This is a genomic window from Acetobacteroides hydrogenigenes (genome assembly GCF_004340205.1).
In the GTDB taxonomy this organism is placed as follows: domain Bacteria; phylum Bacteroidota; class Bacteroidia; order Bacteroidales; family ZOR0009; genus Acetobacteroides; species Acetobacteroides hydrogenigenes.
Genome location: NZ_SLWB01000001.1, coordinates 429,843 through 455,565, shown reverse-complemented (window position 1 = coordinate 455,565; position 25,723 = coordinate 429,843). Strand labels below are relative to the sequence as shown.

Below are 25,723 nucleotides of genomic sequence, written 5' to 3'. Positions count from 1 at the left end.
GGCTCTTTTTATGCTAGCTCCGCCACATTCTTCTAGCTCCTTTTACAGCATGTCCCAATTCCGCAGCTGGTTTACGAGCATAATCTCCAGCTTCTCGTGTGGCGTAGGTGCAGGCGAAACCTCCATTTTCCCTTCGGGGTTAATCAGGAAGTAGGTAGGGTACGCTCTAACGTCGTATCGGTTGATGATGTCGGGTGCCGCTCCGTAGTGCACAAACGTCCATTTGTAAGGCTTTGTGGAGAGAAAATGCTTCAGATCGTCGATGTTGGAATCGGTGGATATGGATATGATCTCTACATGCTTGCCGTACTTTTTGTGGATTTGCTCGAGCAGCACAAAGTCCTGTAGGCAGGTGTAGCTGCTAACCGAGCAGAAGTTGAGGTAAACAAACTTTCCTCGGAACTGCTCTAGCGAGAAGGGCTTTCCGTTAATGTCGTATAGCCTAAACGCTGGAGGGAAGTAGCCAGGTAGCAGGCGAATAACCTTTTCTCTAATGTTGGTTGCAATGGCTTTATGCTCGGGAACTGTTGTGGAGAAGTAGAGGGAATCGAGCAGCGTTAGCAGGTTTTTTCTCGAAAAGTTATCCTCGTAGAAGCCATCATAAATTCCTTTTAGGATGACGAGCTCCAGATGCTGGTCGTTTTTTAGTACGCTATCCTTCGATAGCACCTTTTTTAGGCGCGACAGGCTTGCTGCGCTAATGCTGGAGCCAACGTTGTCGCCCCTCGATGGCTGATTGTAGAAGAGAAAGAAGCGGTCGTATATCTGGTTGAAGAGCTCCATGTACGACGGGTTGGTGTAAAGTATGGGCTGGTTTAAGAAGTACTGGTCGGAGATGCTTTTCGACTTGTAAACCATTACCAGATGCTTCAGTAGTCCCATGCGGTACCTTTTGTAAGCTTCGAAGAATGGGTTTTGCAGCTTGGCGCCTATGGTATCGAGCTGGTATATCGATGAGTCGATCTTTACCTTGCCTTTAGTCTTAAAAGACTCTTGAGCTATCGCGTTAAACTTTTCGTTGAAAAGGTCGTCGTAGAGGCTTATTAGGTAGTTAATGTCGGACCTAGGGCAGCTGCTTATGCCAATATGAAAGGTTTCTTCCTTAAAGAATGGGTTTAGGCGCTCTTCTTCGGTTTTAGGAACCTTTGGGGGGAAAATTAGGTTGTACTCCTTTCCCGGTTCTGCAAAGAAGTAGCCTTTTTGCGCTCCAAGCACTACGAAAACGAACGTCGGTTCAACTACCTTTAGCGAGCTCTGAAAGCTCCCGCGCTTATCTACCTTTACTTTACCCAAGGGCTCTTCGTTGTAGGTAATAAGGTCGCTATAGGTTTGGAACGTGAGGCTATCGCCTGCGTACGAAGGAGCGGTGCCCTTTATATGTGCCATTTGGCAGTACCCAACGTTGGCTGCAAGTAGGGTTAGCAGCAGCAGAGCCTTTTTTACCATTACTCTTCGAGGTATTTCTTAATGTCTAACGATTTTGGAATAAAAGCGGATACATCGCCTTTATTCTTCATGATCTCTCGGACTATGCTCGAGTTTATTGGGGTGTGTATGGTTGATGTAAGTAGGAATACGGTCTCGATATCGTCGTCCATCATCTTGTTCATTTGTCCGATGGCGCGTTCGTATTCGAAATCGGCGGATGTTCTCAGCCCTCTTAGGATAAATTTGGCGTTGATGGATTTGCAGAAGTCGACGGTTAACCCTTCGAAGGTAACAACTTCTACCTGGGGGGTGCCGGCAAATATCTCCTGTACCATTCGAATGCGTTGCTCTACGCTAAAGCAGCTATTCTTTGTGGTGTTGTGGCCAATGGCAACGATAACTCTGTCGAAAAGGTTCAGCCCGCGAAGAACTATTGATTCGTGGCCAACGGTAAAGGGATCGAACGAACCTGGGAATACGGCAATTTTTTCCATTTCAAGTTTAATGGGGTGTTCTGTGCAAATGTAAAAAGTTCGAAGGATATCTTCGAACTTTTCTATACTTAAAGGTGTGTATGGCTATATAAGCTTTTTGGGCTTTTTTACCTTTTCGTTGAGGAGCGCAAATTCTAGGGCATCGTCTATTGTTTGGACGAAGTGGAATTTCAAGCCTTTGATGTATTCATCCTTGATTTCTTCAATATCCTTTCGATTCTCTTCCGAAAGCATAATGTCGGTAATACCAGCACGCTTTGCCGCAAGAATTTTTTCCTTAATGCCCCCAACTGCAATAACCTTTCCCCTAAGGGTGATTTCTCCAGTCATCGCTAAAGACTTGCGTACTTTTTGCTGGGTAAAGGCTGATGTTAGGGCAACGGTCATGGTGATGCCTGCCGATGGGCCATCCTTGGGTATTGCACCTTCGGGTACGTGGATGTGCACGTTCCACTTGTCAAAGATCTCGGGATTGATGTTGAGCTCCTCGCTGTGCGATTTGATGTACTCCATTGCAATTACGGCCGATTCCTTCATTACATCTCCAAGGTTACCTGTAAGGGTTAGCGAACCTTTCCCAGGGCTTAGGCTGGTTTCGATGAAGAGTATTTCTCCTCCAACTTCGGTCCACGCAAGGCCTGTAACTACACCTGCAAACTCGTTACCTTGGTAGATATCCTTTACAAAGCGGGGTACGCCAAGTATTTTGCGAATTTCTTCTGTTGTAAGCGTTGGATTGTACTCCTCTTCGAATGCTATATGCTTGGCAATATTGCGGACCACCTTGGCGATGGTTTTGTCGAGTGTACGAACCCCCGATTCGCGAGTGTATTCGTCGATGATAAGCTCCAGAACTTTTTTGGGGAACTTAACCTGCGATTTATCTACACCATGTCCTTCAAGCTGACGTGGTATAAGGTGTTGCTTGGCTATTTCGTACTTTTCTTCGGCAAGGTAACCGCTTACCTCAATCATCTCCATCCTGTCGCGTAGCGCAGGTGCAATGGTGCTTATGTTGTTTGCCGTAGTTATGAATAGCACTTTCGACAAATCGAAGTCGAGCTCTAAATAGTTGTCGTGGAATGTTGAGTTTTGTTCGGGATCGAGGACTTCCAGTAGTGCTGATGCCGGATCTCCATGAAAATCCTTGCCAATCTTGTCAATCTCATCGAGGATAATAACAGGATTGGCGTACTTCGATTTTTTTATGGTTTGAATGATACGGCCTGGCATTGCCCCAATGTAGGTCTTACGATGCCCTCGGATTTCGGCTTCGTCGTGGAGCCCCCCCAGCGATATTCGACCGTATTCGCGACCAAGAGCCTTGGCTACGGATTTTCCTAGCGATGTTTTTCCAACTCCAGGAGGTCCGTAAAGGCATATAATTGGCGATTTTAGATCACCCTTTAGTTTTAAAACGGCAAGGTGCTCCAATATCCGCTCCTTTACCTGGTCAAGCCCGAAGTGGTCTTCATCTAGAATTCTCTTCGCTCTTTTAAGGTCGAAGTTGTCTTTAGAGTATTCGTTCCAAGGAAGTTCGAGGAGTAGCTGCAAGTAGTTTAGTTGGATAGAGTACTCTGCAACTGCGGGGTTCATGCGCTCTATCTTGGAAACTTCTTTCTCAAAATGTGCTTGTGTATCCTTGCTCCACTTCTTTTCTTGGGCTGCTTTTCTTAGTTCTTCAATTTCCTGTTCGTTAGGGCTACCTCCAAGCTCATCCTGGATGGTTTTCATTTGTTGATGAAGGTAGTACTCGCGCTGTTGCTGGTCTAGGTCGAACTTTACTTTTGCCTGAATGTCATTCTTGAGCTCGATTAGCTTCATCTCCTTGGTGAGATATTGAAGTAGGGTAAGAGCACGCTCCTTTAATGACGCGATGTCGAGTAGCTTTTGCTTCTCGTCGTTTGTAATGTCGGAATTCGAGCAAATAAAATTCACCAGAAATGAAGGGTTGTCGATATTCCGAATGGCAAACGAGGCTTCGTTTGGAATATTGGGCGAAAGTTTGATAATCTTCAGCGCAAGATCTTTTACCGAACTTACGATTGCATCGTAGTCGTGATGAGGCGATGATGGTGCAACATCTTCAAGTTCGGTAATCTGGCCTTTAAAGTAGGGTTCGGTTTCTACAATTTGGTTTAGCTCGAAGCGCTTAATTCCTTGTAGGATGACGGTCGTGCTACCATCGGGCATCTCTAGGATTTTTAGAATCTGCCCTATGGTTCCAATTTTATAGAGGTCCTCTTGGTTGGGCTCTTCAATCTTCGAATCAATTTGAGAAATTGCCCCAATGATCTTGTCCTTGGAGTACTGTTCGCGAACTAGCTTAAGCGATTTCTCACGTCCAACGCTGATTGGAATTACTACGCCAGGAAATAGCACAGCATTCCTTAACGCTAAAATTGGTAGCGGATTCGGAATTTCTGAACTGTCTATCTGCATCTCGCTGTCGTTGGCGATAAATGGGATAAACTCGTTGTTGTCTTCTGTAGCGCTCGTAATTAGGATGTTTTGGAGCGATATATCTGATTTGTTACTCATACAAATGTTATTCGACTACCGACAATTTGTCAGCATGTTGCTTTCTTGTTTTTCTCTTGCGGAGTATGGCAATAGCTGTGCCAAACTATGATGTTAAAAAGACCTGTCTTTTTCGGTCATCTCGAATACGGTGGCTAGAATTTCCTTGTCTACGTTGTCTAATTCGCGACACCGTCTTGATAGCGTCGCGCTTATTGCAGGAATGTAGTTGTTGCTTTTGTAGGTTATGTAGCCTTGCGTGCCTCCCCATGCAAACGATGGTATAATATTGCGAGGGAATCCAGAACCAAAAAAGTTTGTGCAAACTCCAATAGAGGTACCCGTACTAAACATTGAGTTTATGCCAGTTTTACTATAATCTCCCATTATTATGCCGCAAAACTGCAGCCCTGTTTGGATAAAGCGCTGCTGGTTGTAGCTCCACATCTTTACCAGCGCAAAGTTGTTTTTTAGATTTGATACGTTTGTGTTGGCTCCTAAGTTGCACCATTCTCCTATTACTGAATTGCCAAGATATCCATCGTGAGCCTTGTTGGAATATCCAAAAATAACGGACTCCGAAACCTCTCCTCCGATTTTAGAATGAGGACCTATGGTTGTGCCTCCATAAATTTTAGAGCCTAGTTTAAGAGAACTGTGGTCGCATAGCGCAAAAGGTCCCCTTACTGTAGAACCTTCCATTATTTCGGTATGCTTGCCGATGTATATTGGGCCGGTGGTGGAGTTGAGTATGGCACAGGTTATTTTGGCACCCTCTTCTACAAAGATGTTATTACCAATTAGTGTATTAGTGGCATCGATCGGCGCACTTTCTCTGTTGCGGGTGAGCAGCAGGAAGTCATTGGCAATCTCGTTGGCGTTTTGGGAGAATATGTCCCAAGGGTGTGCTATCCGCACAATGTCAGCGTCAAATTCGCGAACCTGAAATTCTTTTATGATACTGGGTTTGAATTCTGAAACTTGACTAGCCGTGCATTTGACGGCAATTGTGAGGTTTCCTTTGGTAAGAACTTGTCCTTGTTCTAATCGCGTAATTCTTTCAACTAGAGCAGCCGAAGGGACTACTGATGCGTTTATCAGCAGGTTTTCCGTCGAAATTTTTGAAGGATATTTTTTTGAAAGGTATGGTTGCGTAAGGTATGAAGGAGCCGCTTCAAGGTGTTTTGCCCATTTTCCCTTGATGGTTAAAATGCCAACTCTTACTTCGGCAACAGGTCGTGTGAATGAGAGAGGCTTCAGATTAAGCCATGCCTCATCATCAAAAAGAATGATTCCCATGCGTTAGTTGAACTTTACCAGCAAAGGTACATAAAAAAAGCCCCGCAAGCGGAGCTTTTTTGACGTATAAGCTAAATGATCCCTGTTTATTTCTTCTTGTCGTAGTGCTTCTTGTAGCGGTTCATGAACTTATCTACGCGACCAGCGGTGTCGATAAGCTTCATCTTGCCGGTGAAGAATGGGTGAGATGCGCTCGAAATTTCAAGCTTGTAGAGAGGATAAGATTGGCCATCAATCTCGATGGTTTCTTTGGTGTTGATGGTTGATTTCATCAAAAACACTTGCTCGTTTGACATATCTTTGAATGCCACAACGCGATAGTTCTCAGGGTGAATACCTTGTTTCATTGTATAAATTTTTTTACTCTTCTCTGTCACTTTTCTAACGGCTTGCAAAGTTATACACTAATTTCTAATTTACAAAACAAATAGTTGCGTTTTGTATCTTTATCATTTAGCGTATTCTTGTTGACAGGTATGCCTATTCTCTACGCGATAATTTTGCTAGAAGTTTGAGCATTTCAATGTAAAGCCAGATGAGGGTAACCATTAATCCGAATGCTCCATACCATTCCATATGCTTTGGTGCTCCTGCTTGCTCTCCTTTTTCTATGAAGTCAAAATCAAGAAGTAAGTTTAGTGCAGCAACAATCACAACTACTAAGCTGATTCCGATGCTTAAAAGGCTGCTGTCCATCATGAAGCCGACGTTGCCTCCAAACATGCCTACTATCCAAGTGACGAAGTAGAACAGAGCTATTGCACCCGTAGCAGCAATGATGCCAACACGAAACTTGTTGGTAACTTTAATGATGCCAGTTCTGTAAATAAAGAATAGAAGGAATGCAGTTGCGAGAGTTAAGCCTACAGCATTCATTACGATTCCATGGTAGGTTGCTTCAAAAAATGCAGATATAGCACCAAGGAAAAGACCTTGAAGCATAGCGTAGATAGGAGATAGCCATCCTGCTGTTTTAGGAGCAAACGATATGATAAGACCCGTGATTAGGCCGCCAATTGCGCCTCCAATCATCCATGGGGTTGCTGTTTTAACCCCGTCCAATGTGTCGGGTTGCATTACCATGCTCCATGTGTACGATGCACTTAGGATAACTATGGCAAGCATTAGCATGGCCTTACCCATGGTTCCCTTTACGGTCATGGTGTTTGTTCCTGTGAAATCGCGAGCGGTGTTTGCAAAGATGTTCTTTCCAAAAACTGGATTTGAAGAATTGAACATGATATAAATGAATTAAAGTTGTCTTTTTTTAGGGGTGAAGATTGCAAAATGTATGCCTAACAGAGTTTCTCTTGGAGGTCGTTGTCGGAAAGAATCCATGAAACTTCCTCTGCGATCCATTTGGACGAAAAGTTGTCGCTTTTTGCTAATTTGTCAGCCAGTATGACAGCCATTGCATTTAAGGCTTTATTTTTTTTTCCAATTTCGCGCAGGGCAAATGCTGCTGCACTACGGGAGTGGGATGATGCTGTCCCGGCTAAGTCTTCTATTATGTCGAAATATGGAGTGAAAATCTCGTCTCTGATCTCGGGTCTTTCTGCTGCAATTTTACCAATTATCATCAACCCTGCTTTTTGTAGGAAATCGTTGTTGCTCAACGACCATTCAGATGCTTTAAATAGGGCGTATTTGCTTTTCCAGAATAAGTTGATGACGGCCTGCTCCACAATTTCGTCGTTGATGAAGTCTGATGACCATCGATCCATTTGTTCAGCGCTTAATGCTTGGGGTGATTCCATGTAAATTGCGGCAAGTTTGGCTTCTCTGTAGTCCATCTCAAACATCTCTTCTGCCAACTCATGGTTGCCGTAGTAAGGCGCAACCAACTTTTTTATAATGGGGGTGTTTACCCCATAGTTTATTTTGTATATAATTCCTCTTTTGAACATGCTGTCAACTACATCTCCGCTTTTATGCTTAAGAATGAGTGAAAGCAACTCTAAGGCGATACTGTTCTCCATAATTACTCGTGCTATTTCATTTTGGGGCCTGGCAAAAATAAGCATTTGGGGGTAGAATACTCCTAAAACTCGATCTTTTCTCGTTTTAGCAATGTATATTTGTTATAAAAATAGCATGCATGATTAGTGTTGGTGAGTTACAGCAACTTGTTAAATCGGATTTCACAAAAAATGTAGGTAAGCTTTTTGCAGGGAATGGCATCTCTATGGCCATTAACCTTTTGGCATTGCCGGTTCTTTCGCGGCTGTACACACCGGAAGAATTTGGAAGCGTTGCTCTTTATGTGGCACTTGCTCAGTTGATCGCTGTTTTTATATCAGGACGTTACGACTACGCATTGATGCTTCCTCGGAAAAATGGAGAAGCTCTGAAAGTGGCTTTAAGTGGGCTGATTCTATCTTTTTATCTGTCTATATTGGTAGCAGTGGCTCTTTTCTTCTCATACGATAGGTTGCTGTCTCTTTTTCCTCACCCCATTTATGCAAAATTGATTTGGCTTCTTCCTATCTTAGGCTTTCTTCTTTCTATTCGTCAGATGCTGAGCATGTGGTTTTCTCGTAGGAGCCGCTTTGGTTTTACCTCGCAGAGTAAGGTCTTACAAACGGTTGTTGCTAATGGAGTGCGGATTCCTCGTGTAATTTATGCCAATGGAATAGCAGGTCTTTGGATGGGCTTTGTCGTTTCGGAACTAGTGGCGCTTGTTCAGGGCTTGTTCTTCTTTTGGAAGCATGATCGTCGATTGTTGAGGGCTGTAGAGCGGACTGAGTTTAAGGAAACTTTGGCTAAGTATGCTAGTTTCCCGATGTATTCTATGCCGGTGTCATTCTTGAATTCAGTTTCTTCAAATTTGCTCATTTATGCTTTTTCGTATGCTTTTTCAGCATCTGTTGTTGGTCTGTACGAACGATTCTCAAAAATGATTAGTGTTCCTCTTGATATGGTAAGTTCCTCTTTTAGTATTGTGTTTTTCCAGAAAATGGCTCTTGTTTCGTCAAAACAACGGTTTTATCGGCGAGCATACTTGCTTAGCCTTTTGTTGGGAGGGCTGATGAATTTGCCAATCGTGGTTTGGGGACCCGAAATTTTTGGATTTGTTCTAGGACCTGATTGGTTGTTTGCTGGAGAAATGGCTCGCTATCTGGCCCCGTTAATGGTGTTTGGTTTTTCCTCTAAATGTATTGGTACAACTTTTTCGACTATAAATAGGAATGGTGTAATGTTGGCTTGGCAGGTGTTGTATCTGGCCCTAACATTAGGGTGGATCATTGTGTTTAGGCACCATAGCGTTCTGTTTATTGTAAAAACATATGCTCTTTTTGGATGCTTCCTGAATATTATACTTGGCATTTATGGCTATTACTTCGTGAAAAAGGCAGAAGTGGAGGTTGGTAAATCGATTTAAATAGTTTTTATAATGTGTCAAACTGTTGGCCTATAAGTTAAATGTAATGTTCTTGTTCGGGAAGATTTATATGTGTTCCTAAAAAAAAGAAGGGGCTGTTTGAATAAAAGAAAAAGTTCGTATATTTGCACTCGAATTACAAACACGGTGGATGTAGCTCAGTAGGTTAGAGCATCAGATTGTGGTTCTGAGGGTCGTCGGTTCGAGCCCGATCTTCCACCCGGATACTAAAAGCGTACTTGATTTAAGTGCGCTTTTTTTATTCTCTCCAAGTTGCCAGTTATCGGCCAATTTCGACCACTTATCCGTAAATTTCTACCAGTTAGTTCTTTTTTTCTCTTTTTTTTATCTCCAGATGCTTTTATTCTGTTTCTTAGAAGAACAATATATATGCGTGAGATGGAATCAACTCAAGGTTTTACTAACATAGAATGTGAAGATTCGGGTGTTTTAGGTAATATCCCGGATCCAGGAGGCTGTGCTAGATCGGGTTTTGTCCTTACTAGCGATCTGCGGCATTTTATTGATATGGTTTACTTATACGCAACTCAGAAAGGGCTTTTGCCAGCCTATGTAAGCCGTACCGATTTTAAAAAGGATATTGATGGAATGCGAGAGTCTGCTATGTTGTGTAGTGCCTTTGTTGAGCCATCCGTAGAGAGTAGTGAAGATAGGCTTCTTACCTCTAAAAATGCCTATATGTATGCTCTAATTGTATATGGATCTATAAAAGAGATGGCAACATTAGGGGATTTTGAGGCTGCTAAGGCTTATGATGTGCTAAAGAATCTGATGCCATATAAAATCTTTTAACCTAATCATAGGAAGGAAAGGCGGGGGCCCCTGTCTTTTCCATTTATTCAGAGAAGGGAGCCGTTGCTCTTTCAAAAATTCCTTTTATATAGGCAATTGCCATTCCGTAGTTTGTTACAGGAATTCCGACTTCTATTGCGGCTTTTAGCCTGTTATGCAGTTGTTTTCGGGTAATCATACAGCCGCCGCATTGGATTACAATTGCGTAATCAGAAATAGGTCTGTTAAGAGAGCTTAAGCCGGAAACAACGTCGAACTCAACTTGCTTTGCGGTGAATTCTTTTATCCATCGTGGAATTTTGTAACGGCCAATGTCGTCGCAGCTGGTGTGGTGTGTACAACTTTCAAGGATTAGAACTCGGTCGCCATCTTTGAGATTTGCAATTTTTGGAGTTCCTTTTATGAATTCATGGAATGGGCCTTTTAGTCTTGAAAGGGTAATGCTAAACGAGGTGAGCGGAATCTCATCTGGGATCAAGGTGTTTGCTCTGTCGAAAATTTGGCTGTCAGTTACGGCTAGTGCGGGTTTTATTCCTGTTGTTTTTAAAAAATGCTCTACGGCGCTTTCTTTTAGCGTGATGGCTACAGCGTCATTGTCCAACGTGTCTCTAATGGCTTGCACTTGTGGAAGAATCATGCGTCCTGCGGGGGCTTCAGTGTCTATGGGTGTTATCAGGAGCACAATGTCATTCTTTTTTATGATGCCCTTAAACATGGATGGTGTTGTGTAGGCCGAATCGGGCATGTTTGCCTTAATGTTTTCCACCAGTTTGTCGAAGCCTTCTCCGTTTCTGGCGCTTACCTCTACGAATGGAATTTTTTTGCTGGTAAAAGTTTGGGCAAATGCATCAGAGGCCTTTGCCACATCTGCCATATTGTGTACAACAATGAATGGTGTGTTGTATGCGTTGAACTCGTCTATTAAACTCTTTTCGTAATCGCCAAATTGGTTGTTGGAAGTTACAAGAAGCGCTAGATCTACAATTTTTATGGATTCGCGAGTTTTTTCTATGCGCTTCTTTCCAAGTTCGCCTTCGTCATCAATGCCGGCTGTGTCTACTAGTACAATGGGGCCAAGGTTTAGGATTTCTACCGATTTTTTAACAGGATCGGTAGTTGTGCCTGCATGATTGGAAACAATGGCAACATCTTGACCTGCTATTAGGTTGATGATAGTGCTTTTGCCGTTGTTTCTTCTGCCATAGATGCCGATATGGGGCTTGTTGTCGCGTGTTTTAGTCATCGGGAGGTGTTTGTCGCGCTAATATAAAGTAATTGGATTAAGTTTAGTGTTAAAAAGGTTTTGCTCTGAAAAGATGTGCTTTCTGGAGATCATTCTAGGGCTAAAGGCTTACCCTAAAGTATAGTTTATGTGTCCTTGTTAATGCCTCGAAGACCGTATTAAAGAGTAAAAAAAGAGTAGATAAGTGTGCTTTCATCAAAGTTTTTTCTCATTTTTGCAAATTATAGTATACCATCTACACATTGCCTTGTAGCATTTTCTCTGAAGGCAGTATTAGAATGCAAATTACACTTCATTTACGCTCAACGTAGTTATGAATCAAATCGATATCAGCGAAGAGAATGATTTTAGGGATTACAATTCTCAGCGAAAAAAGCTAATCCTCCCAGAGTATGGCCGTCATATCCAAAAAATGGTTGATTACGTTTCTACAATAGAAGACCCAGAGGAGCGTAACCGTATGGCTCGTATATTAATATCGGTGATGGGAAATCTTAATCCTCACTTGCGTGATATTAATGATTTTAAGCATAAGCTTTGGGATCATCTTCATGTAATTTCGGATTTTAAGATTGACATCGACTCTCCTTACCCCAAGCCTAGTAGAGATACAATTAATGAGCTTCCTAAACCAATTGACTATCCCGCTCATCCTATAAGGATAAAGCACTACGGTCGAGTTATTGAGCAGATGGTTAAAGATGTTGCGGAAATGGAGGATGGTCCGGTAAAGACTTTCTACATAACGTCGGTGGCAAATCAAATGAAGAAGGCCTACCTTACATGGAATAAGGATGCCGTTAGCGATGAAACCATTATCAGAGATTTGGAGTCGCTTTCGGACGGGAAAATTAGGCTTAACTTGAATACTAAGCTTATGGATACCCGCGAGTTTAAGCCAAGTGGAGCTGGTAGTACGGCTGCTAGTTCTGGCAAAAGAAGGCACAAGGGAGGTCGGAAAAAGTAGGGTACTAATACTTTAAAAATAAAGCTATGGGCACTTTTGTTGTTAAAGGAGGGCATCCTTTAAAGGGTGAAATTACTCCTCAAGGTGCAAAAAATGAAGCACTTCAGGTTATAAGCGCTGTTCTGCTTACCCCAAAAAAGGTTACCATCTCGAATATTCCGAATATTCTTGATGTAATGAAGCTAATACAGCTTCTTAGCAAAATGGGTGTTGCTGTTGCAAAAGTTGACGAATCTACCTATACGTTTGAAGCCAAGAATGTAAACTTTGACTACCTTAAAACGGAGGATTTCCGAAAAGAAGCATCAAGTTTGCGTGGTTCAATAATGGTTGTAGGGCCTCTTTTATCTCGATTTGGCAAAGGTTTTATGCCTCGTCCTGGGGGAGATAAGATTGGCAGAAGACGTTTAGACACCCACTTTATTGGTTTCGAAAAGTTAGGCGCTAAATTTAACTTCGATGCTAACGAGAGTTTTTTTACCGTCGAAGCCAAGGAGTTAAAAGGCGCATACATGCTTTTGGATGAGGCCTCGGTAACTGGTACTGCCAATATTATTATGGCTGCTACGTTGGCAAAGGGAACGACCACCATTTATAATGCCGCTTGCGAGCCCTATGTACAGCAACTTTGTAAGATGCTGAACCGAATGGGGGCAAAAATTTCTGGTGTTGGCTCAAATCTGCTAACCATCGAAGGTGTAAGCGAACTTGGAGGTACTGAGCATCGTTTGCTCCCAGACATGATTGAAATAGGTAGCTTTATTGGTTTGGCTGCTATGACCCATAGCGAGATTACCATAAAGAACGTATCCTACCCCGATCTTGGTATTATTCCAGATAGCTTCCGAAGATTGGGTATCAAGATGGAACTCCGTGGCGACGATATCTACATTCCTGCCCAAGACCACTACGAAATAGACACCTTTATTGATGGTTCAATCCTTACCATTGCCGATGCTCCATGGCCTGGACTTACTCCAGACCTTCTGAGTATCTTCTTGGTTGTAGCCACACAGGCAAAAGGAAGCGTGCTAATCCATCAAAAGATGTTCGAAAGCCGACTATTCTTTGTTGATAAGCTAATCGATATGGGGGCTCAAATTATTCTTTGCGATCCACACCGTGCTACCGTAATTGGTCACGACAATGCAATAAAGCTGCGCCCTACAGTAATGAGTTCGCCAGATATACGTGCGGGTGTTGCTCTTTTGATTGCAGCGCTTTCGGCTGATGGCACTAGCGTTATTCATAACATTGATCAAATAGACAGGGGCTATCAGAACATAGATCTTAGGTTAAACGCCCTAGGTGCCAACATTTCGAGAGGATTGTAGTCCCCTCGTGTGCCGATTGTACATCAGATTGCGACAATCTGTCATTAATCGTTAATGGCAAACAATTTGCTATGCAATTAGGTACTGTTGAGAAAAATTAATTTACAAAGATGACTAAGTCGAAGCATAAAACGGATAAAGAAGTTGAGAATCAATCTCCCATAGAGACAAACATGCCTGTAGAGGAGAATCTGACTGCAAACGAGGAGAGTGAAAACGCTGCTGCCGAAGCATCAGAAGCTGCTGAGGGGGCAGATGCCATTTCAGCAGAATCGGAAGTGCTGAGTGAAAAAATTGCAGAGTGGAAGGATCGCTATCTTCGACTTACAGCCGAATACGATAACTACCGTAAGCGTACGCTGAAGGAGCGCGAAGAGCTTGTTAGAACGGCTGGAGAAGGATTGATTAAGGACGTTCTTGTTGTAGTTGACGACTTCGAAAGGGCGCTCTTGGCACTCGAAAAGCTCAGCGATACGGCAGGTTTCGATGGCATAAACCTCATCTACGATAAGCTTATGTCGATGCTTAAGTCGAAAGGTGTTACCGTAATTAATAGGGTTGGAGAGCCTTTTGATACCGATTTTGAAGAGGCAATAACCAAATTCCCGGCACCAACTCCAGAACAAAAGGGAACGGTGATAGATGTAGTTCAAAAGGGATACTTGCTGAACGGAAAAGTGATAAGATACGCCAAGGTTGTTGTTGGCGAATAGGTAAAATAGCGTCAAAGAACAATGGCAAAAAGAGATTACTATGAGGTTTTAGGGGTTTCCCGAAATGCAACCCAAGAGGAGCTAAAGAAGGCCTACCGAAAGATGGCCATAAAGTATCACCCCGATAAAAATCCAGACAATAAGGAGGCCGAAGAGAAATTTAAGGAGGCAGCCGAGGCGTTCAGCGTACTAAGCGATGACAATAAGCGCGCACGCTACGACCAGTTTGGTCATGCAGGTGTAGGTACTTCGGACGCAAGTAGCGGTGGCTTTGGTGGCTTTGGTGGAGGTATGTCTATGGACGATATCTTCTCCCAGTTTGGCGATCTTTTTGGAGGTCATTTCGGTGGCTTTGGCGGATTTGGTAGAAGTCAAGGTCGTCGAACCAATCGAGGGGGAGATATCCGCGTAAAGGTTCGTCTTACCCTGCAGGAAATTGCCTACGGTGCCGACAAAAAGCTGAAGATAAACAAGCAGGTAAAGTGTAACACTTGTAACGGAACAGGGGCAGAGCATGGCACTGCATTTACCACTTGTAGTACTTGCAATGGTTCTGGAACTGTAATTGGGGTTACCAACTCGATATTCGGACGCGTTCAAACCCAAAGCACCTGTCCCACCTGTCGTGGAACCGGAAAAACTATAACAAAGCACTGCTCCAGCTGTTCTGGATCTGGCGTTGTGAGTGACTCTGAGGTCGTTTCTTTCCACATTCCAGCAGGAGTATCGGAAGGTATGCAGCTTAATGTTTCGGGGAAAGGAAATGCCCCACAGGGTGGTGGAGTTAATGGAGACCTTTTGGTTGTAATCGAAGAGGAACCGCACGAGGAGCTTATTCGCGATGGAAACGATTTGGTGTACACTCTTTTCCTCGGATTTCCCGATGCCGTTCTTGGCTGCTCCTCTGAAGTGCCTACCATCGATGGTAAAGCCCGCATAAAAATAGACCCAGGCACTCAACCCGGCCGAGTATTTCGTCTAAAGGGTAAAGGTTTACCCGATGTTGATGGCTATGGCAGGGGTGACCTTTTGATATACGTAAGCGTATGGGTTCCTAAGAACCTTTCCGCTTCCGAGAAGGAGCAAGTTGAAAGAATGCGAGACTCCGGAAGTTATGCTCCAAAGCCCGACAAGTCGGACAAGAATTTCTTCGATCGTATAAAAGGAATGTTTGGTAGATAGTTCTAGATGTCGAAGTACAGAGGACAGAATATTGAATTGTAACGGGAGGATCGAGCATCCTCCTGTTTCTTTTATATCCCTTAAGGTCTGTTGTCTCTAAACCGTGGATGATTATCTCTTATCCGAGCTCGATTAACTCTTAACTGAGGTCAACTATCTCCAAACTGTCGAAGGTTTCCTATTATCCGAATTTTATTTTCTCCAAGCCACCGGCTATTTTCTTTTTCTAAAGCATCTTTTTCTCGAAATTCTCCTGTTTAATTAAAAAAATTGTACTGGAAAATCTGTAACATTTTTACAAATTCGCAACTAAGTGTATGTAGAATGTTTGGCGAAAGCTTCTGTCAGCGGTATTCTCACTCGATTTAGCTGCCTTTAATCCATATTTGGATGCATAGGAAGAACCGATAGCGGGTACTATGGAATGAACTTTATTTCGCTAAATTTGAAAGAGTAAAAATTTTGTTAGTATGGAAATATTTAGAGCAGAAAATGTTGTAAAACGGTATGCAGACCATTTAGCCCTAGATAATGTTAGCGTAACAATCCCTCAAGGGAAGATTTACGGGCTATTGGGACCTAATGGAGCTGGGAAAACCACCCTCATTCGAATCATCAACCAAATAACGATGCCCGACAGCGGTAAAATTTACTTTAAGGGCAACGAGATGAAGATGAGCGATGTTCAGTTTATCGGGTACTTGCCCGAAGAGCGTGGCCTTTACAAGAAAATGAAGGTTGGCGAGCAGGCAATGTACTTTGCTCAGCTTAAGGGGCTGTCGCACTCCGAGGCTTTGAAGCGTCTAAGGTACTGGTTTGCCAAGTTTGAGATTCAGGCCTGGTGGAATAAAAAGGTGGAGGAACTCTCGAAAGGGATGGCTCAAAAGGTTCAGTTTATTATAACCATTCTCCACGAGCCCGAGCTAATGATTTTTGACGAGCCTTTCAGCGGGTTCGACCCAATAAATGCAAATCTGCTTAAGGAAGAAATTCTTGAGTTTAAGAAAAAGGGGCATACCATAATTTTCTCTACGCACAACATGGCCTCGGTAGAGGAGCTATGCGATAACATTACGCTTATAAATAAGTCTCGTAATGTTCTTAGCGGCGATATCGATGAAATCCGCCATAGCTACGGCGATAATATTTACCAGATAGACTACGTTGGCGAGGTCGGAGCATTGTCCAAGGTTCTGCATAACGGCTACCAAATCGTTGATGAAGTATTCGAGAAGGGCTTGTCGAAGGTGAGGGTTAAGCTTCAGCCCGATCAGTCGGGCAATCCGCTTATTTCGGCTGTTGTTCCACATGTCGAGGTGGTAAACTTCCAAAAAATTATCCCCAGCATGAACGATATCTTTATAAAAGTTGTGCAAGGAGAATCATCGCTAAAAGCAGCTCATTATACCGAATAAAACGATAATGCTATGAATAAGACTCTACTTATAATTAAGCGCGAATTCCTTACAAGAGTAAAGAAGAAAAGCTTTATCATAATGACCTTGTTAACCCCAATCCTGATGGGGGCGCTCATGGTTGTGCCCGGCATGCTTGCCTCGATGGGCGATACGTCCAGCAAGAAAATAGCAGTAGTTGATAAAACTAAGATGTTTGTAAACAAGCTGCAGGGAACCGAAAAGGTGTCGTTCGAGTACATCGGCGAGCAGGATTTGCCAGCCTACAAAAAGGCGATGACGGATAAAGGCGTTGATGCAATACTTGTTATCAACCAGGGAATCATTAACAATCCTAAGGATGCTGTTATCTACTCGAACGAGGACGTAAGCGTGGAGATGAGCAGCATGATTGAGTCGAATATGGAAGACTTAATTAAGGAGGAGAAGATGAGAACCTTTAACATCCAAAACCTTGACGAAATGCTTAAGCAGGTGAAGTCCTCGGTAAACCTTAACACCATAAAGCTGGACGAGAATGGGATGGAAAAGGAAACCAATACTGTGGTTATTATGGGAATTGCCTATATATTCGGATTCCTGATGTACCTGTTTATCTTCCTGTTTGGAAGCCAGGTTATGCGAGGTGTTATCGAAGAAAAATCGAATAGGGTAGTTGAGGTGATTATCTCGTCGGTTAAGCCAATCCAGCTGATGATGGGGAAAATTATCGGGGTTGCCGCTGTCGGTCTGCTACAGTTCACAATCTGGATTCTGCTCTCTCTGGCCATTTTTGTGGGCGTAAAGGGATACATGATGAGCTCCTATTCCGAAAAGATGGCGCAGCAAACGCAGGTTACTTCGGTAATGAGCGCTCAGGGTGGAACCCAAATTAGCGAAGAGGATATGGCGAAAATTCAGGATGAAGTTGGTGATACCACAAAGATCTTTAACTCGATTTCGGAGCGAATCATTCCAATTCTTTTCTACTTTGTGATTTTCTTCCTAGGTGGCTATCTGCTCTACTCTTCGTTGTTTGCAGCAGTAGGTTCTGCTGTCGATAACGAAACGGAGACCCAGCAGCTGATGCTCCCAATTACCATTCCAATTATTTTGGCTCTAATGGTGATGATGCATACCTTCCAGAATCCGAACAGCTCCATCTCGTTTTGGTTCTCGATGATTCCGCTAACCTCGCCTATAGTAATGATGGCCCGAATACCGTTCGAAATTCCAACGTGGGAAGTAATACTTTCAATCGTTATTCTGTATGCCACCATCTTTGCGGTAATATGGCTCTCTGCCAAAATTTACCGTACAGGTATCCTTATGTATGGAAAGAAGACCTCATTTAAGGAGATGCTGAAGTGGATTAAGCATTCCTAGTATATTCGTTTTACCGAAGAAGCCGCTTAAACAAGCGGCTTCTTTGTGTAATTGTGTGGCGCAAGTTCCACATACTTGTGTAAGTTGTTTTGCTAGGGTTAATTGCTATATGTTTGAAAAGTAGAGTTTTGTTGAATAGAAACGGCTTATTTCGTATATTGGATTGCATTTTGCAGTACATGCACTACATTAGTAACCCAAATTAAATTCAAGCAAATGAAAAAGTTTTTAATAGCAATAGCAGTTGTGGTATTTGCAGCTTCGTGCGGTAATAAGCAGGAAGTAGAGAAGCTAAAGGCCGAAAACCAAAAGCTTTCAGAGTTGGTTAGCGTAAAGGATACAACGCTTAATAACATATTTATGTCGCTTAGCGAGGTTGAGGAAAACCTCGAGGCTGTAAAGCAAAAGCAGAATATCATAAGCGTAACAACAAAGCAAGGAGAGCTTAGCCGCGATGTTAAGGATCGAATTAAGGATGATATAGCACAAATTAATGAGCTCCTAGAGCAGAATAAGCGAACCATTGCAAACCTTCAAGGCACAGCAAAGAAGCTTAAAGCTGCCAATATCAAGATTGATGGGCTTGAAAAAATGATTGAGCAGCTAACCAAGCAAAACGGCGAAAAGGATGCAGAGATCGCTTCGCTAAAGGAGCAGCTGACAAAGCTTAACTTCCAGCTCGCCGAACTAAATAGCCGTGTTGATACTCTAACTACCCATAAGAAGGCCTTAGAGGAGAATGTTACTGCCAGAACGAACGAGCTTAATACGGCATACTTCATTATTGGATCGCAAAAGGAACTCGAGCAAAAAGGTATCATCAACCGTTCCGGTGGCTTTATTGGTATTGGAAGAACGGCTACCGTAAACTCAAACGTAAATCTCGATGCATTTACCAAAGTCGATATCCGCAATTTTGAAGGTGTTGAAATTGGGCATAAGAACGTGAAGATTTTGAGTACGCATCCTTCCGACTCGTACACTCTTAAAGTTGATAGCAAAAACTTCTGCTCTGGAATTGAAATTACAAACAGCAAGAAGTTTTGGCAATCGTCTAAATTCTTAGTAATTACCTACCGAAAGTAGGACTCTTAATAAGGAATAGCAATGTAAAAAAGGGCTGGCTCTTGCTGGCTCTTTTTTACTATTTAAATACGTGCTCATATTAGGTTTATGGTAAGCTTTCCAACCCAAAGCATAAGGCGTAAAGTCTTTATTTCTTTTTTTGTTCTGATGGTTTTTGGTATTGTAGCCTTTTTCTACAGCTACCTTGGAGTTGTAAGGCTATCGAATACCTTGAGAGATGCGCCTGCATCTGCCCAAAAGCTTATCATTATAAACCAGACGCTGGTTAAAATCTATGAGTCGGAAACCGATGCTAAGCTGTACGCTGCTTCTGGCGACGACTCCTTTCTGAAAAGCTACGTAGAGCAAAACAGCTATATCGACTCAAGTCTTCAAGTGCTTAGAAATATATCCATTGATGCAGAACAGCAGGTTTTGTTGGGTAATATCCTTATTATACAAAGACAGAAAAGTAAGGTTATCAACGATATTATTGCGCTAAAGCATAAAAAGACAAACAAGGGCGATTATAAGTCAATCTTTAGATCGAAATCGGATAGTTCGGAAGTGGAGCTCAAGCATAGGATTTATTCTACATTAGGCTCAAACGCTCCTTCCGAGCCTGTGGTTGTTAGAAAGCGTACCTTTTTTCAGCGGCTAAAGGCTTTGTTTAAGGAAGACGAAACTCCGATAATAATGTCGCACTTGGGGGCGCAAAAGAAGGTTGACTCAATAACGGTAAAGCAAAAGAAGACGGATAACAGCATCGTACAGCTGCAATCAAAGCTGGCAATGCTACAGGAGCGGGATAAAATAAACGAGAAACTTTTTAAGCAGCAGGAAATAGCGCTCCTTAAGAAGGATAAGCTGCTAACCGATAGAATGCTTTATCATATTACGATGATGAGCAAGGAAGAAATACGCATCAATAGAGAGCAGCTGGCAAAGTTTGAAAGCACTACGAATAGCTATATGCACAAGCTTATACTTATGGGGTTCTCTGCCTTCTTTGTGATCGTTGTTTTTCTGATTCTTATATTTAGGGATATACGGCTAAGCTCTCGTATGCAAAAGCAGCTCGAAGAGTCGAATGAAAAGATTCAGGAGCTGTTGAAGGTAAAAGAGAGATTTCTTGCCAACATGAGCCACGAAATTCGTACGCCTCTTTCGGCAATCATGGGCTTTTCCGATTTTCTGCTTAGCAAAAAAACGTATTCCGAAGAGGAGATTATGGCTATTAACTCCTCTGCTAAACACCTTCACTCTATTGTAAATGAGATTCTAGATTACTCAAAGGTAGAGTCTAACGCCGTAGAATTGGAGTTCTCTCAGTTTCCCTTGGAAGCATTTTTTAATGAGATCATCACCGAAATGAGCATTAAAGCCAAGGAGAAAGGGATCAGCTTGGTGCTTAACCTTGGAGTAGTGCCATCGATGGTAAAGCTTGACAGGTTAAGGCTTAAGCAGGTTATGCTTAACTTGATAAGCAATGCAATAAAGTTTACAGAGCAAGGAGAGGTTGTTGTAAACGTTTACGTACAAGAAGAGGAGCTAAGAATAGATGTTGTTGATACCGGAATTGGTATTCCAATGTCAGCTCAGGAGAAGATCTTTGAAGAGTTTACCCAAGCTGATGGGTCTGTAGCGCGAAAGTTTGGTGGAACAGGTTTGGGGCTAAGCATCAGCCGTAAGCTTGTTGTTTTAATGGGAGGAAATCTGTTGCTAAAGTCGGAAGAAGGCGTTGGAAGTACGTTTATCGTAGAGTTTCCTCTAGCGAATATTCTTAGCGAGGGAGCCAGTACGCTTAGTCAAGATATTTCTTCACAGCCAATTTCGTCTAGGGTACTTTTTATCGACGACGACAGCTACGTTCGGCTCCTTGTAAGCAAGATATTTGCAGCAAATGGCATCAGTTTTGATATTGCAGATAATGGGGCTAAAGGTGTGGAAATGTGTAGAAAAGGGGTGTATGGGCTTGTAGTAACCGATTTGCATATGCCCGGCATGAGCGGAATAGAGGCCGTTAAAGCTATAAAGGAGTACAATCCATTGGCTAAGGTGCTCTTCCTTTCGGCAGATGTCAGCGCGTCGATGACGAATGAAATGATGGCCATTGGGGCAAACGGAATACTGCAAAAGCCTTTTACGGAAGGGGAAATATTAACTGCAATCTCGAATATTATGCAAGTTCCAAGAGTTGATGTTAGGGAGGATAGGAGGCCGTTGTGCAATATCTCGAAGGTGACGGCTTTTATTGGTAATGATAGGGCGGAGCTTAAGCAGATTATTGATGCTTTTGTTTTATCGGCAGAAGAATCAATTGCATTTATTGCAAGCAACAATAGGATAGGCAATGAGGTGCCTGTTGCAGATAGGGCTCATAAGTTGCTAACCGGTTTTAGGCAGTTTGAAATTACGAGAGGGGTAGAGTACCTCCGCGAAATAGAAAAATGTCGACATGGTAGGCTGCTCTCCGAAGTGCAGCGTGAAATAGAGGAGCTGCAAAAGTTATGGGTAGATGTGAAAAAATATCTAGAGGCTAGCCTCTAGATATCAATTCCGTATTGCTTGAGCTTATTGTATAGCGTTTTACGATCAATCCCAAGTAGCTTTGCAGCTTGGGATTTGTTGTATTTTGCTTTTACGATAGTGCTGATGATTAATTCTTGCTCCGATTTCTCCTTTATGCTTCGGAGGTCTATCGTTTCGTTGCCTAGGGTGCTGCTTGCTGGTGTTAGCGAAGATTCCAGCATCTCTTCGGGAAGCGAATCGGTTGTTACAATGTTGTTGCTCGCTAGCAGAACTGCGCGGCGAACAACGTTCTTCATCTCACGAATATTTCCAGGCCACTCGTAGCGCTTGAAAACGTCGATAACGTTTTGGTCGAAGGCTATGTTTTGCTTGCCAAATTCTTGTGCAGCCTTGTCTTTAAAAAAGTTGGCAAAGTCGATGAGGTCTTCCTTGCGTTCGCGCAGCGGAGGGAGGTTGATGCTAAACTCGTTGAGGCGATGGTATAGGTCTTCCCTAAACTCGCCGGTTTTTAGCGCATTCTTCAGATCCTCGTTGGTGGCCGATATGATGCGAACGTCAATAGATGTTTCTTGTGTAGAGCCAATTCTACGAATCTTTCGCTCCTGAATAGCTCTTAGTAGGTTTACCTGTACGTCGTAGGAGAGGTTTCCGATCTCGTCAAGAAAAATGGTGCCGCCATTTGCTTCCTCAAAGTGGCCGATTTTGTCGTTTACTGCACCTGTGAATGATCCCTTAACGTGCCCAAAAAGCTCGCTCCCTGCAATATCCTTTGGGAGTGCTCCGCAGTCTACCGCTACGAACTTGGCGTTTTTACGCTTGCTGAACTGATGAATTCGGCGTGCTGCGTACTCTTTGCCGGTTCCGCTTTCGCCAAGGATGAGCACCGACATTTCGGTAGGGCCCACAAGGTTTATGTAGTCCTGAACTTTCTTGGCAGCATCGCATTTCCCCTCGATGTACTCAGGGCTCTTGCTTTGTATCGGCTTTTCAACTCGTTTTGAAGTGCTCTCTAGCCCGCTCTTTATGATGTGGATTATCTCATCGGGGTTTATAGGCTTTGCCACATATTCGTAGGCACCCATCTTTATGGCGTTTACGGCTATCTTGATATCTGCATAGCCGGTCATAAGGATTACTACGGTGTCTGGAGAGTGACGCTTGATCGTGTTTAGAAGGTCAATCCCATTCCCATCAGGTAGCCTATAATCCGTTAAGATAATATCAAAGAAAGAATCCTTTGCAGCCTTTAGACCATCGTTGAGGCTAAAAGCAACAGCAGCTTCCATTCCGTTTTTTTTAAAAAATGACTTAAGCATCAAGCAAAATGATGCGTCGTCATCTACTACGAGTATTTTAGGCATCTTCTAAAATCGAAAATATTTACGAAGTTAAGGTATTTTTCTTATGTTACCCTATCATTTAAAACTATTAAAGCATGGCCAGCCGCTTCTATAAAAAAAAGAAGGGATGACCTCGCGGAAATCCCTTCCCTAACCTTTCTTCTCTTTCTTATAACAAAACCGTTGTTCTGTTATATCAAAACGACTCTAAGCCTTGTCTATTTCTTTAAGTAAACTAAAACTGTGCCAAAGCATGGGCTCGTGGGTCTTTTGTTCGGTTAGGCATTGTAAATCAAACTAAAATTGTGCGAATGTTTTTTTACTTTTTATTTTGGTTGTGGGCTAAGTGTGGATAAGTTTCTACATAATGAGCTGCGCTGTATCTGCAAGGTGTGGATTTGGGTGTGGGGCCAACGCTTTTTTGAACGCATTAAAGCTGTATCTTTAGAATAAAAAAGTAGGCATGCGGATAGCTGTAGTTGATATGGGAACCAACACCTTCAACCTGCTTGTAGTAGAGGTTGATGGCGCTGGCTTTTCTACCATATACCACAACAAAATAGGGGTGATGCTTGGCGAAGGTGGCATAAATAGCGGTTTAATTGCGCCTAAGGCCTACCAACGGGGGCTGCAGGCTATTGCTGAGCATATGGAGGCTTCTAAAAAGCTAGGCGTTGGGGTGGTTAAGGCATTCGCCACGTCGGCAATACGTTCGGCAGGTAACGGAGGCAATTTCGTAAACGAGGTGATCAGCAAGTATGGAGTTGATGTAGAGGTTATATCGGGCGAGCGCGAGGCCGAACTTATCTATAAGGGCGTTGAGGCATCTGTATCCTTAGATGATAGAAGGGCTTTAATAATGGATATCGGCGGAGGAAGTAACGAGTTTATCATCTGCAACGGCAGCGGCATTCTGTGGAAGCAGAGCTTTCCGTTGGGCATGTCTCGTCTGCTGGAGCGCTTTAAGCCTTCCGACCCCATGCTGGCTTCGGAGGTTAATGCTGTCGAATCATTCCTGGTAGAGGGACTCGAACCTCTATGGCTGGCATGCCAGCAGTATTGCCCCGAGCTGCTTATTGGTGCAAGTGGTGCCTTCGATACCTATCGTAGCGTTATCTGCTTTGGAAACGACACCGACCAGCCAATATGCAGCATTGGTATGGATGCTTTCGATGCGCTTCACCAGAGCCTCTTGAAAAGTACGCTTGCGCAGCGAAGGCTTATGGCCGGAATGGACGAGCTGCGTGTGGAGATGATTGTACTTGCCTCGCTGCTTACCAGCTTGGTTTTGCGCAAAACGGCAATTGGAAGATTGGTACAGTCGAACTACTCATTGAAGGAGGGGGCTATTGTAGAATTGTTAGAAGGTAAAATAAAGTAGTATAGTATGGGAAAAGTTCTTGTAATAGACGACGAGAGAGCTATTCGTAGCACTCTAAAAGATATACTGAGCTTGGAAGGCTTCGATGTGGAGCTTGCCGAAAATGGAGCTGCAGGAATTGAGCAGTTCGAGAAGGGGGGCATCGACGTTGTATTTCTTGACATCAAAATGCCCGGAATGGATGGGATAGAGGTGCTGGAAAGGCTCCAGGCTATCTCCCCAGAGGTGCCCGTGGTAATGATATCGGGGCATGGCACCATTGATACGGCCGTAGAAGCCATCAAAAAAGGGGCGTACGACTTTATTGCCAAACCGCTCGATCTGAACCGCATCCTCATCACCCTAAGAAATGCTACGGATAAAACCTCGCTGGTGCAGGAGACCAAAAAGCTGCGCAGCAAGGTAAACAAGACCTACGAGATTGTGGGAGAGTCGGCGCCCATACGGCGCGTAAAGGATATCATAGAAAAGGTGGCGCCCACCGAGGCCCGCGTGATGATTACCGGGGCCAACGGTACGGGCAAGGAACTGGTGGCCCGCTGGCTGCACGAGAAGAGCAACCGTGCTGCCGGTCCATATGTGGAGGTAAACTGTGCGGCCATCCCCTCGGAGCTTATCGAGAGCGAGCTTTTTGGGCACGAGAAGGGCGCCTTTACCTCGGCCATCAAGCAGCGCAAGGGGAAGTTCGAGCAGGCCGACGGCGGCACCCTCTTCCTCGACGAAATTGGCGATATGAGCCTCTCGGCCCAGGCCAAGGTGCTGCGAGCCCTACAGGAGAACCGCATCAGCCGAGTGGGGGGCGATAAGGATATCCCCGTTAACGTGCGCGTGGTGGCCGCCACCAACAAGAACCTTACCGAGGAGATTGCCAAGGGCTCCTTCCGCGAGGACCTGTACCATCGCCTGAGCGTCATTCTTATTCATGTGCCATCGCTTGCCGAACGAAAGGAGGATATCCCTTTGCTGGCCGAGCACTTTATTGACACCATTAGCACGGAGTACGGTATGGCCCGTGCCTCGATTACGGCCGATGCCATTGCCGAGCTCCAAAAGCTGGGCTGGACGGGCAACGTGCGCGAGTTCCGTAACGTTATAGAACGCCTAATGATTCTATGCGGAAAGGAGATTAAGGCCGAGGATGTGGAGATGTACGCCTCGCCCAATATTGGATAGCACCCGTAGATGTTTTCGAGATAGCTTTTAGGCCATGTGGTAGCACATGGCCTTTTCTTTGTTCTTTGATCCCGATT

At 43.7% G+C, this 25,723-nt stretch carries 21 protein-coding genes and 1 tRNA gene; 13 read left to right on the top strand and 9 right to left on the bottom strand.

The features are described from left to right. Positions 1-42 precede the first annotated feature (42 nt). The 7 genes from CLV25_RS01740 to CLV25_RS01710 form a co-directional block, all read right to left on the bottom strand. The gene (locus tag CLV25_RS01740) at positions 43-1,446 is read right to left on the bottom strand and encodes a TlpA family protein disulfide reductase (protein ID WP_131837911.1); all 1,404 of its coding nucleotides are present in this window, start codon (positions 1,444-1,446) and stop codon (positions 43-45) included. Then, positions 1,446-1,922, bottom strand: coding sequence for a pantetheine-phosphate adenylyltransferase (gene coaD, locus CLV25_RS01735; protein ID WP_131837910.1), 477 nt, complete (start codon positions 1,920-1,922; stop codon positions 1,446-1,448). The genes CLV25_RS01740 and coaD overlap by 1 nt, the downstream gene beginning before the upstream one ends. A gap of 84 nt (positions 1,923-2,006) precedes the next feature. Then, positions 2,007-4,463, bottom strand: coding sequence for an endopeptidase La (gene lon, locus CLV25_RS01730; RefSeq protein ID WP_131837909.1), 2,457 nt, complete (start codon positions 4,461-4,463; stop codon positions 2,007-2,009). Between the two features lie 93 nt (positions 4,464-4,556). After that, positions 4,557-5,741: a putative sugar nucleotidyl transferase gene (locus CLV25_RS01725; RefSeq protein WP_131837908.1), complete on the bottom strand. Its 1,185-nt coding sequence runs from the start codon at positions 5,739-5,741 to the stop codon at positions 4,557-4,559. 86 nt (positions 5,742-5,827) lie between these two features. Continuing rightward, on the bottom strand, positions 5,828-6,088 hold the full coding sequence (locus tag CLV25_RS01720; RefSeq protein ID WP_131837907.1) for a type B 50S ribosomal protein L31: 261 nt from the start codon (positions 6,086-6,088) through the stop codon (positions 5,828-5,830). Positions 6,089-6,221: 133 nt separating this feature from the next. Next, on the bottom strand, positions 6,222-6,980 hold the full coding sequence (locus CLV25_RS01715; protein ID WP_131837906.1) for a Bax inhibitor-1/YccA family protein: 759 nt from the start codon (positions 6,978-6,980) through the stop codon (positions 6,222-6,224). Positions 6,981-7,036: 56 nt separating this feature from the next. Further along, positions 7,037-7,720 (bottom strand): DNA alkylation repair protein, encoded by a 684-nt coding sequence (locus CLV25_RS01710; protein WP_165876957.1) that lies wholly within the window; start codon positions 7,718-7,720, stop codon positions 7,037-7,039. A gap of 119 nt (positions 7,721-7,839) precedes the next feature. On the opposite strand from CLV25_RS01710, the gene CLV25_RS01705 reads away from it, so the two are divergent. The 3 genes from CLV25_RS01705 (at position 7,840) to CLV25_RS01695 (ending at position 9,936) form a co-directional block, all read left to right on the top strand. After that, on the top strand, positions 7,840-9,123 hold the full coding sequence (locus CLV25_RS01705) for an oligosaccharide flippase family protein (RefSeq protein WP_131837904.1): 1,284 nt from the start codon (positions 7,840-7,842) through the stop codon (positions 9,121-9,123). 146 nt (positions 9,124-9,269) lie between these two features. Beyond that, positions 9,270-9,345, top strand: a tRNA-His gene (locus CLV25_RS01700). Positions 9,346-9,522: 177 nt separating this feature from the next. Next, positions 9,523-9,936 (top strand): hypothetical protein, encoded by a 414-nt coding sequence (locus CLV25_RS01695; RefSeq protein ID WP_131837903.1) that lies wholly within the window; start codon positions 9,523-9,525, stop codon positions 9,934-9,936. A gap of 43 nt (positions 9,937-9,979) precedes the next feature. Here the strand turns inward: CLV25_RS01695 and hydF are convergent, their stop codons facing one another. Next, positions 9,980-11,179: a [FeFe] hydrogenase H-cluster maturation GTPase HydF gene (gene hydF / locus CLV25_RS01690; RefSeq protein ID WP_131837902.1), complete on the bottom strand. Its 1,200-nt coding sequence runs from the start codon at positions 11,177-11,179 to the stop codon at positions 9,980-9,982. A gap of 313 nt (positions 11,180-11,492) precedes the next feature. Here hydF and CLV25_RS01685 point away from each other — a divergent pair, with 313 nt between their 5' ends. The 8 genes from CLV25_RS01685 (at position 11,493) to CLV25_RS01650 (ending at position 21,770) form a co-directional block, all read left to right on the top strand. Beyond that, the gene (locus tag CLV25_RS01685) at positions 11,493-12,146 is read left to right on the top strand and encodes a DUF4290 domain-containing protein (protein ID WP_131837901.1); all 654 of its coding nucleotides are present in this window, start codon (positions 11,493-11,495) and stop codon (positions 12,144-12,146) included. Between the two features lie 26 nt (positions 12,147-12,172). After that, a complete protein-coding gene (gene murA, locus CLV25_RS01680) occupies positions 12,173-13,480 on the top strand; it encodes a UDP-N-acetylglucosamine 1-carboxyvinyltransferase (RefSeq protein WP_131837900.1) in 1,308 nt (435 codons plus the stop codon). A 110-nt stretch (positions 13,481-13,590) separates the two neighbouring features. Then, positions 13,591-14,193: a nucleotide exchange factor GrpE gene (locus CLV25_RS01675; protein ID WP_243649579.1), complete on the top strand. Its 603-nt coding sequence runs from the start codon at positions 13,591-13,593 to the stop codon at positions 14,191-14,193. A 21-nt stretch (positions 14,194-14,214) separates the two neighbouring features. Then, positions 14,215-15,375, top strand: a complete 1,161-nt coding sequence (gene dnaJ / locus CLV25_RS01670) for a molecular chaperone DnaJ (protein WP_131837899.1) — start codon at positions 14,215-14,217, stop codon at positions 15,373-15,375. Between the two features lie 470 nt (positions 15,376-15,845). Beyond that, positions 15,846-16,790 (top strand): ABC transporter ATP-binding protein, encoded by a 945-nt coding sequence (locus CLV25_RS01665; RefSeq protein WP_131837898.1) that lies wholly within the window; start codon positions 15,846-15,848, stop codon positions 16,788-16,790. Positions 16,791-16,802: 12 nt separating this feature from the next. Further along, a complete protein-coding gene (locus tag CLV25_RS01660) occupies positions 16,803-18,155 on the top strand; it encodes an ABC transporter permease (RefSeq protein WP_131837897.1) in 1,353 nt (450 codons plus the stop codon). A gap of 216 nt (positions 18,156-18,371) precedes the next feature. Continuing rightward, positions 18,372-19,241 (top strand): Cbp1 family collagen-binding glycoprotein adhesin, encoded by an 870-nt coding sequence (locus CLV25_RS01655; RefSeq protein ID WP_131837896.1) that lies wholly within the window; start codon positions 18,372-18,374, stop codon positions 19,239-19,241. A gap of 87 nt (positions 19,242-19,328) precedes the next feature. Continuing rightward, entirely contained in the window at positions 19,329-21,770 is a 2,442-nt protein-coding gene (locus CLV25_RS01650; RefSeq protein WP_131837895.1) for a hybrid sensor histidine kinase/response regulator, read from the top strand. Here CLV25_RS01650 and CLV25_RS01645 read toward each other — a convergent pair. After that, on the bottom strand, positions 21,767-23,113 hold the full coding sequence (locus CLV25_RS01645) for a sigma-54-dependent transcriptional regulator (RefSeq protein WP_131837894.1): 1,347 nt from the start codon (positions 23,111-23,113) through the stop codon (positions 21,767-21,769). The two genes, CLV25_RS01650 and CLV25_RS01645, sit on opposite strands and share 4 nt — an antisense overlap. A 442-nt stretch (positions 23,114-23,555) precedes the next feature. On the opposite strand from CLV25_RS01645, the gene CLV25_RS01640 reads away from it, so the two are divergent. Both CLV25_RS01640 and CLV25_RS01635 read left to right on the top strand, forming a co-directional pair. Further along, positions 23,556-24,473, top strand: a complete 918-nt coding sequence (locus tag CLV25_RS01640) for a Ppx/GppA phosphatase family protein (RefSeq protein WP_131837893.1) — start codon at positions 23,556-23,558, stop codon at positions 24,471-24,473. A 6-nt stretch (positions 24,474-24,479) separates the two neighbouring features. Next, complete coding sequence (locus CLV25_RS01635; protein ID WP_131837892.1) at positions 24,480-25,646, top strand: sigma-54-dependent transcriptional regulator; 1,167 nt, start codon at positions 24,480-24,482, stop codon at positions 25,644-25,646. Positions 25,647-25,723: the final 77 nt, after the last annotated feature.

Bases quoted from the DNA above. Each gene is read 5' to 3' on its own strand.
- CLV25_RS01740 (WP_131837911.1), bottom strand. From the start codon at position 1,446: ATGGTAAAAAAGGCTCTGCTGCTGCTAACCCTACTTGCAGCCAACGTT.
- coaD (WP_131837910.1), bottom strand. From the start codon at position 1,922: ATGGAAAAAATTGCCGTATTCCCAGGTTCGTTCGATCCCTTTACCGTT.
- lon (WP_131837909.1), bottom strand. From the start codon at position 4,463: ATGAGTAACAAATCAGATATATCGCTCCAAAACATCCTAATTACGAGC.
- CLV25_RS01725 (WP_131837908.1), bottom strand. From the start codon at position 5,741: ATGGGAATCATTCTTTTTGATGATGAGGCATGGCTTAATCTGAAGCCT.
- CLV25_RS01720 (WP_131837907.1), bottom strand. From the start codon at position 6,088: ATGAAACAAGGTATTCACCCTGAGAACTATCGCGTTGTGGCATTCAAA.
- CLV25_RS01715 (WP_131837906.1), bottom strand. From the start codon at position 6,980: ATGTTCAATTCTTCAAATCCAGTTTTTGGAAAGAACATCTTTGCAAAC.
- CLV25_RS01710 (WP_165876957.1), bottom strand. From the start codon at position 7,720: ATGGAGAACAGTATCGCCTTAGAGTTGCTTTCACTCATTCTTAAGCAT.
- CLV25_RS01705 (WP_131837904.1), top strand. From the start codon at position 7,840: ATGATTAGTGTTGGTGAGTTACAGCAACTTGTTAAATCGGATTTCACA.
- CLV25_RS01695 (WP_131837903.1), top strand. From the start codon at position 9,523: ATGGAATCAACTCAAGGTTTTACTAACATAGAATGTGAAGATTCGGGT.
- hydF (WP_131837902.1), bottom strand. From the start codon at position 11,179: ATGACTAAAACACGCGACAACAAGCCCCATATCGGCATCTATGGCAGA.
- CLV25_RS01685 (WP_131837901.1), top strand. From the start codon at position 11,493: ATGAATCAAATCGATATCAGCGAAGAGAATGATTTTAGGGATTACAAT.
- murA (WP_131837900.1), top strand. From the start codon at position 12,173: ATGGGCACTTTTGTTGTTAAAGGAGGGCATCCTTTAAAGGGTGAAATT.
- CLV25_RS01675 (WP_243649579.1), top strand. From the start codon at position 13,591: ATGACTAAGTCGAAGCATAAAACGGATAAAGAAGTTGAGAATCAATCT.
- dnaJ (WP_131837899.1), top strand. From the start codon at position 14,215: ATGGCAAAAAGAGATTACTATGAGGTTTTAGGGGTTTCCCGAAATGCA.
- CLV25_RS01665 (WP_131837898.1), top strand. From the start codon at position 15,846: ATGGAAATATTTAGAGCAGAAAATGTTGTAAAACGGTATGCAGACCAT.
- CLV25_RS01660 (WP_131837897.1), top strand. From the start codon at position 16,803: ATGAATAAGACTCTACTTATAATTAAGCGCGAATTCCTTACAAGAGTA.
- CLV25_RS01655 (WP_131837896.1), top strand. From the start codon at position 18,372: ATGAAAAAGTTTTTAATAGCAATAGCAGTTGTGGTATTTGCAGCTTCG.
- CLV25_RS01650 (WP_131837895.1), top strand. From the start codon at position 19,329: ATGGTAAGCTTTCCAACCCAAAGCATAAGGCGTAAAGTCTTTATTTCT.
- CLV25_RS01645 (WP_131837894.1), bottom strand. From the start codon at position 23,113: ATGCCTAAAATACTCGTAGTAGATGACGACGCATCATTTTGCTTGATG.
- CLV25_RS01640 (WP_131837893.1), top strand. From the start codon at position 23,556: ATGCGGATAGCTGTAGTTGATATGGGAACCAACACCTTCAACCTGCTT.
- CLV25_RS01635 (WP_131837892.1), top strand. From the start codon at position 24,480: ATGGGAAAAGTTCTTGTAATAGACGACGAGAGAGCTATTCGTAGCACT.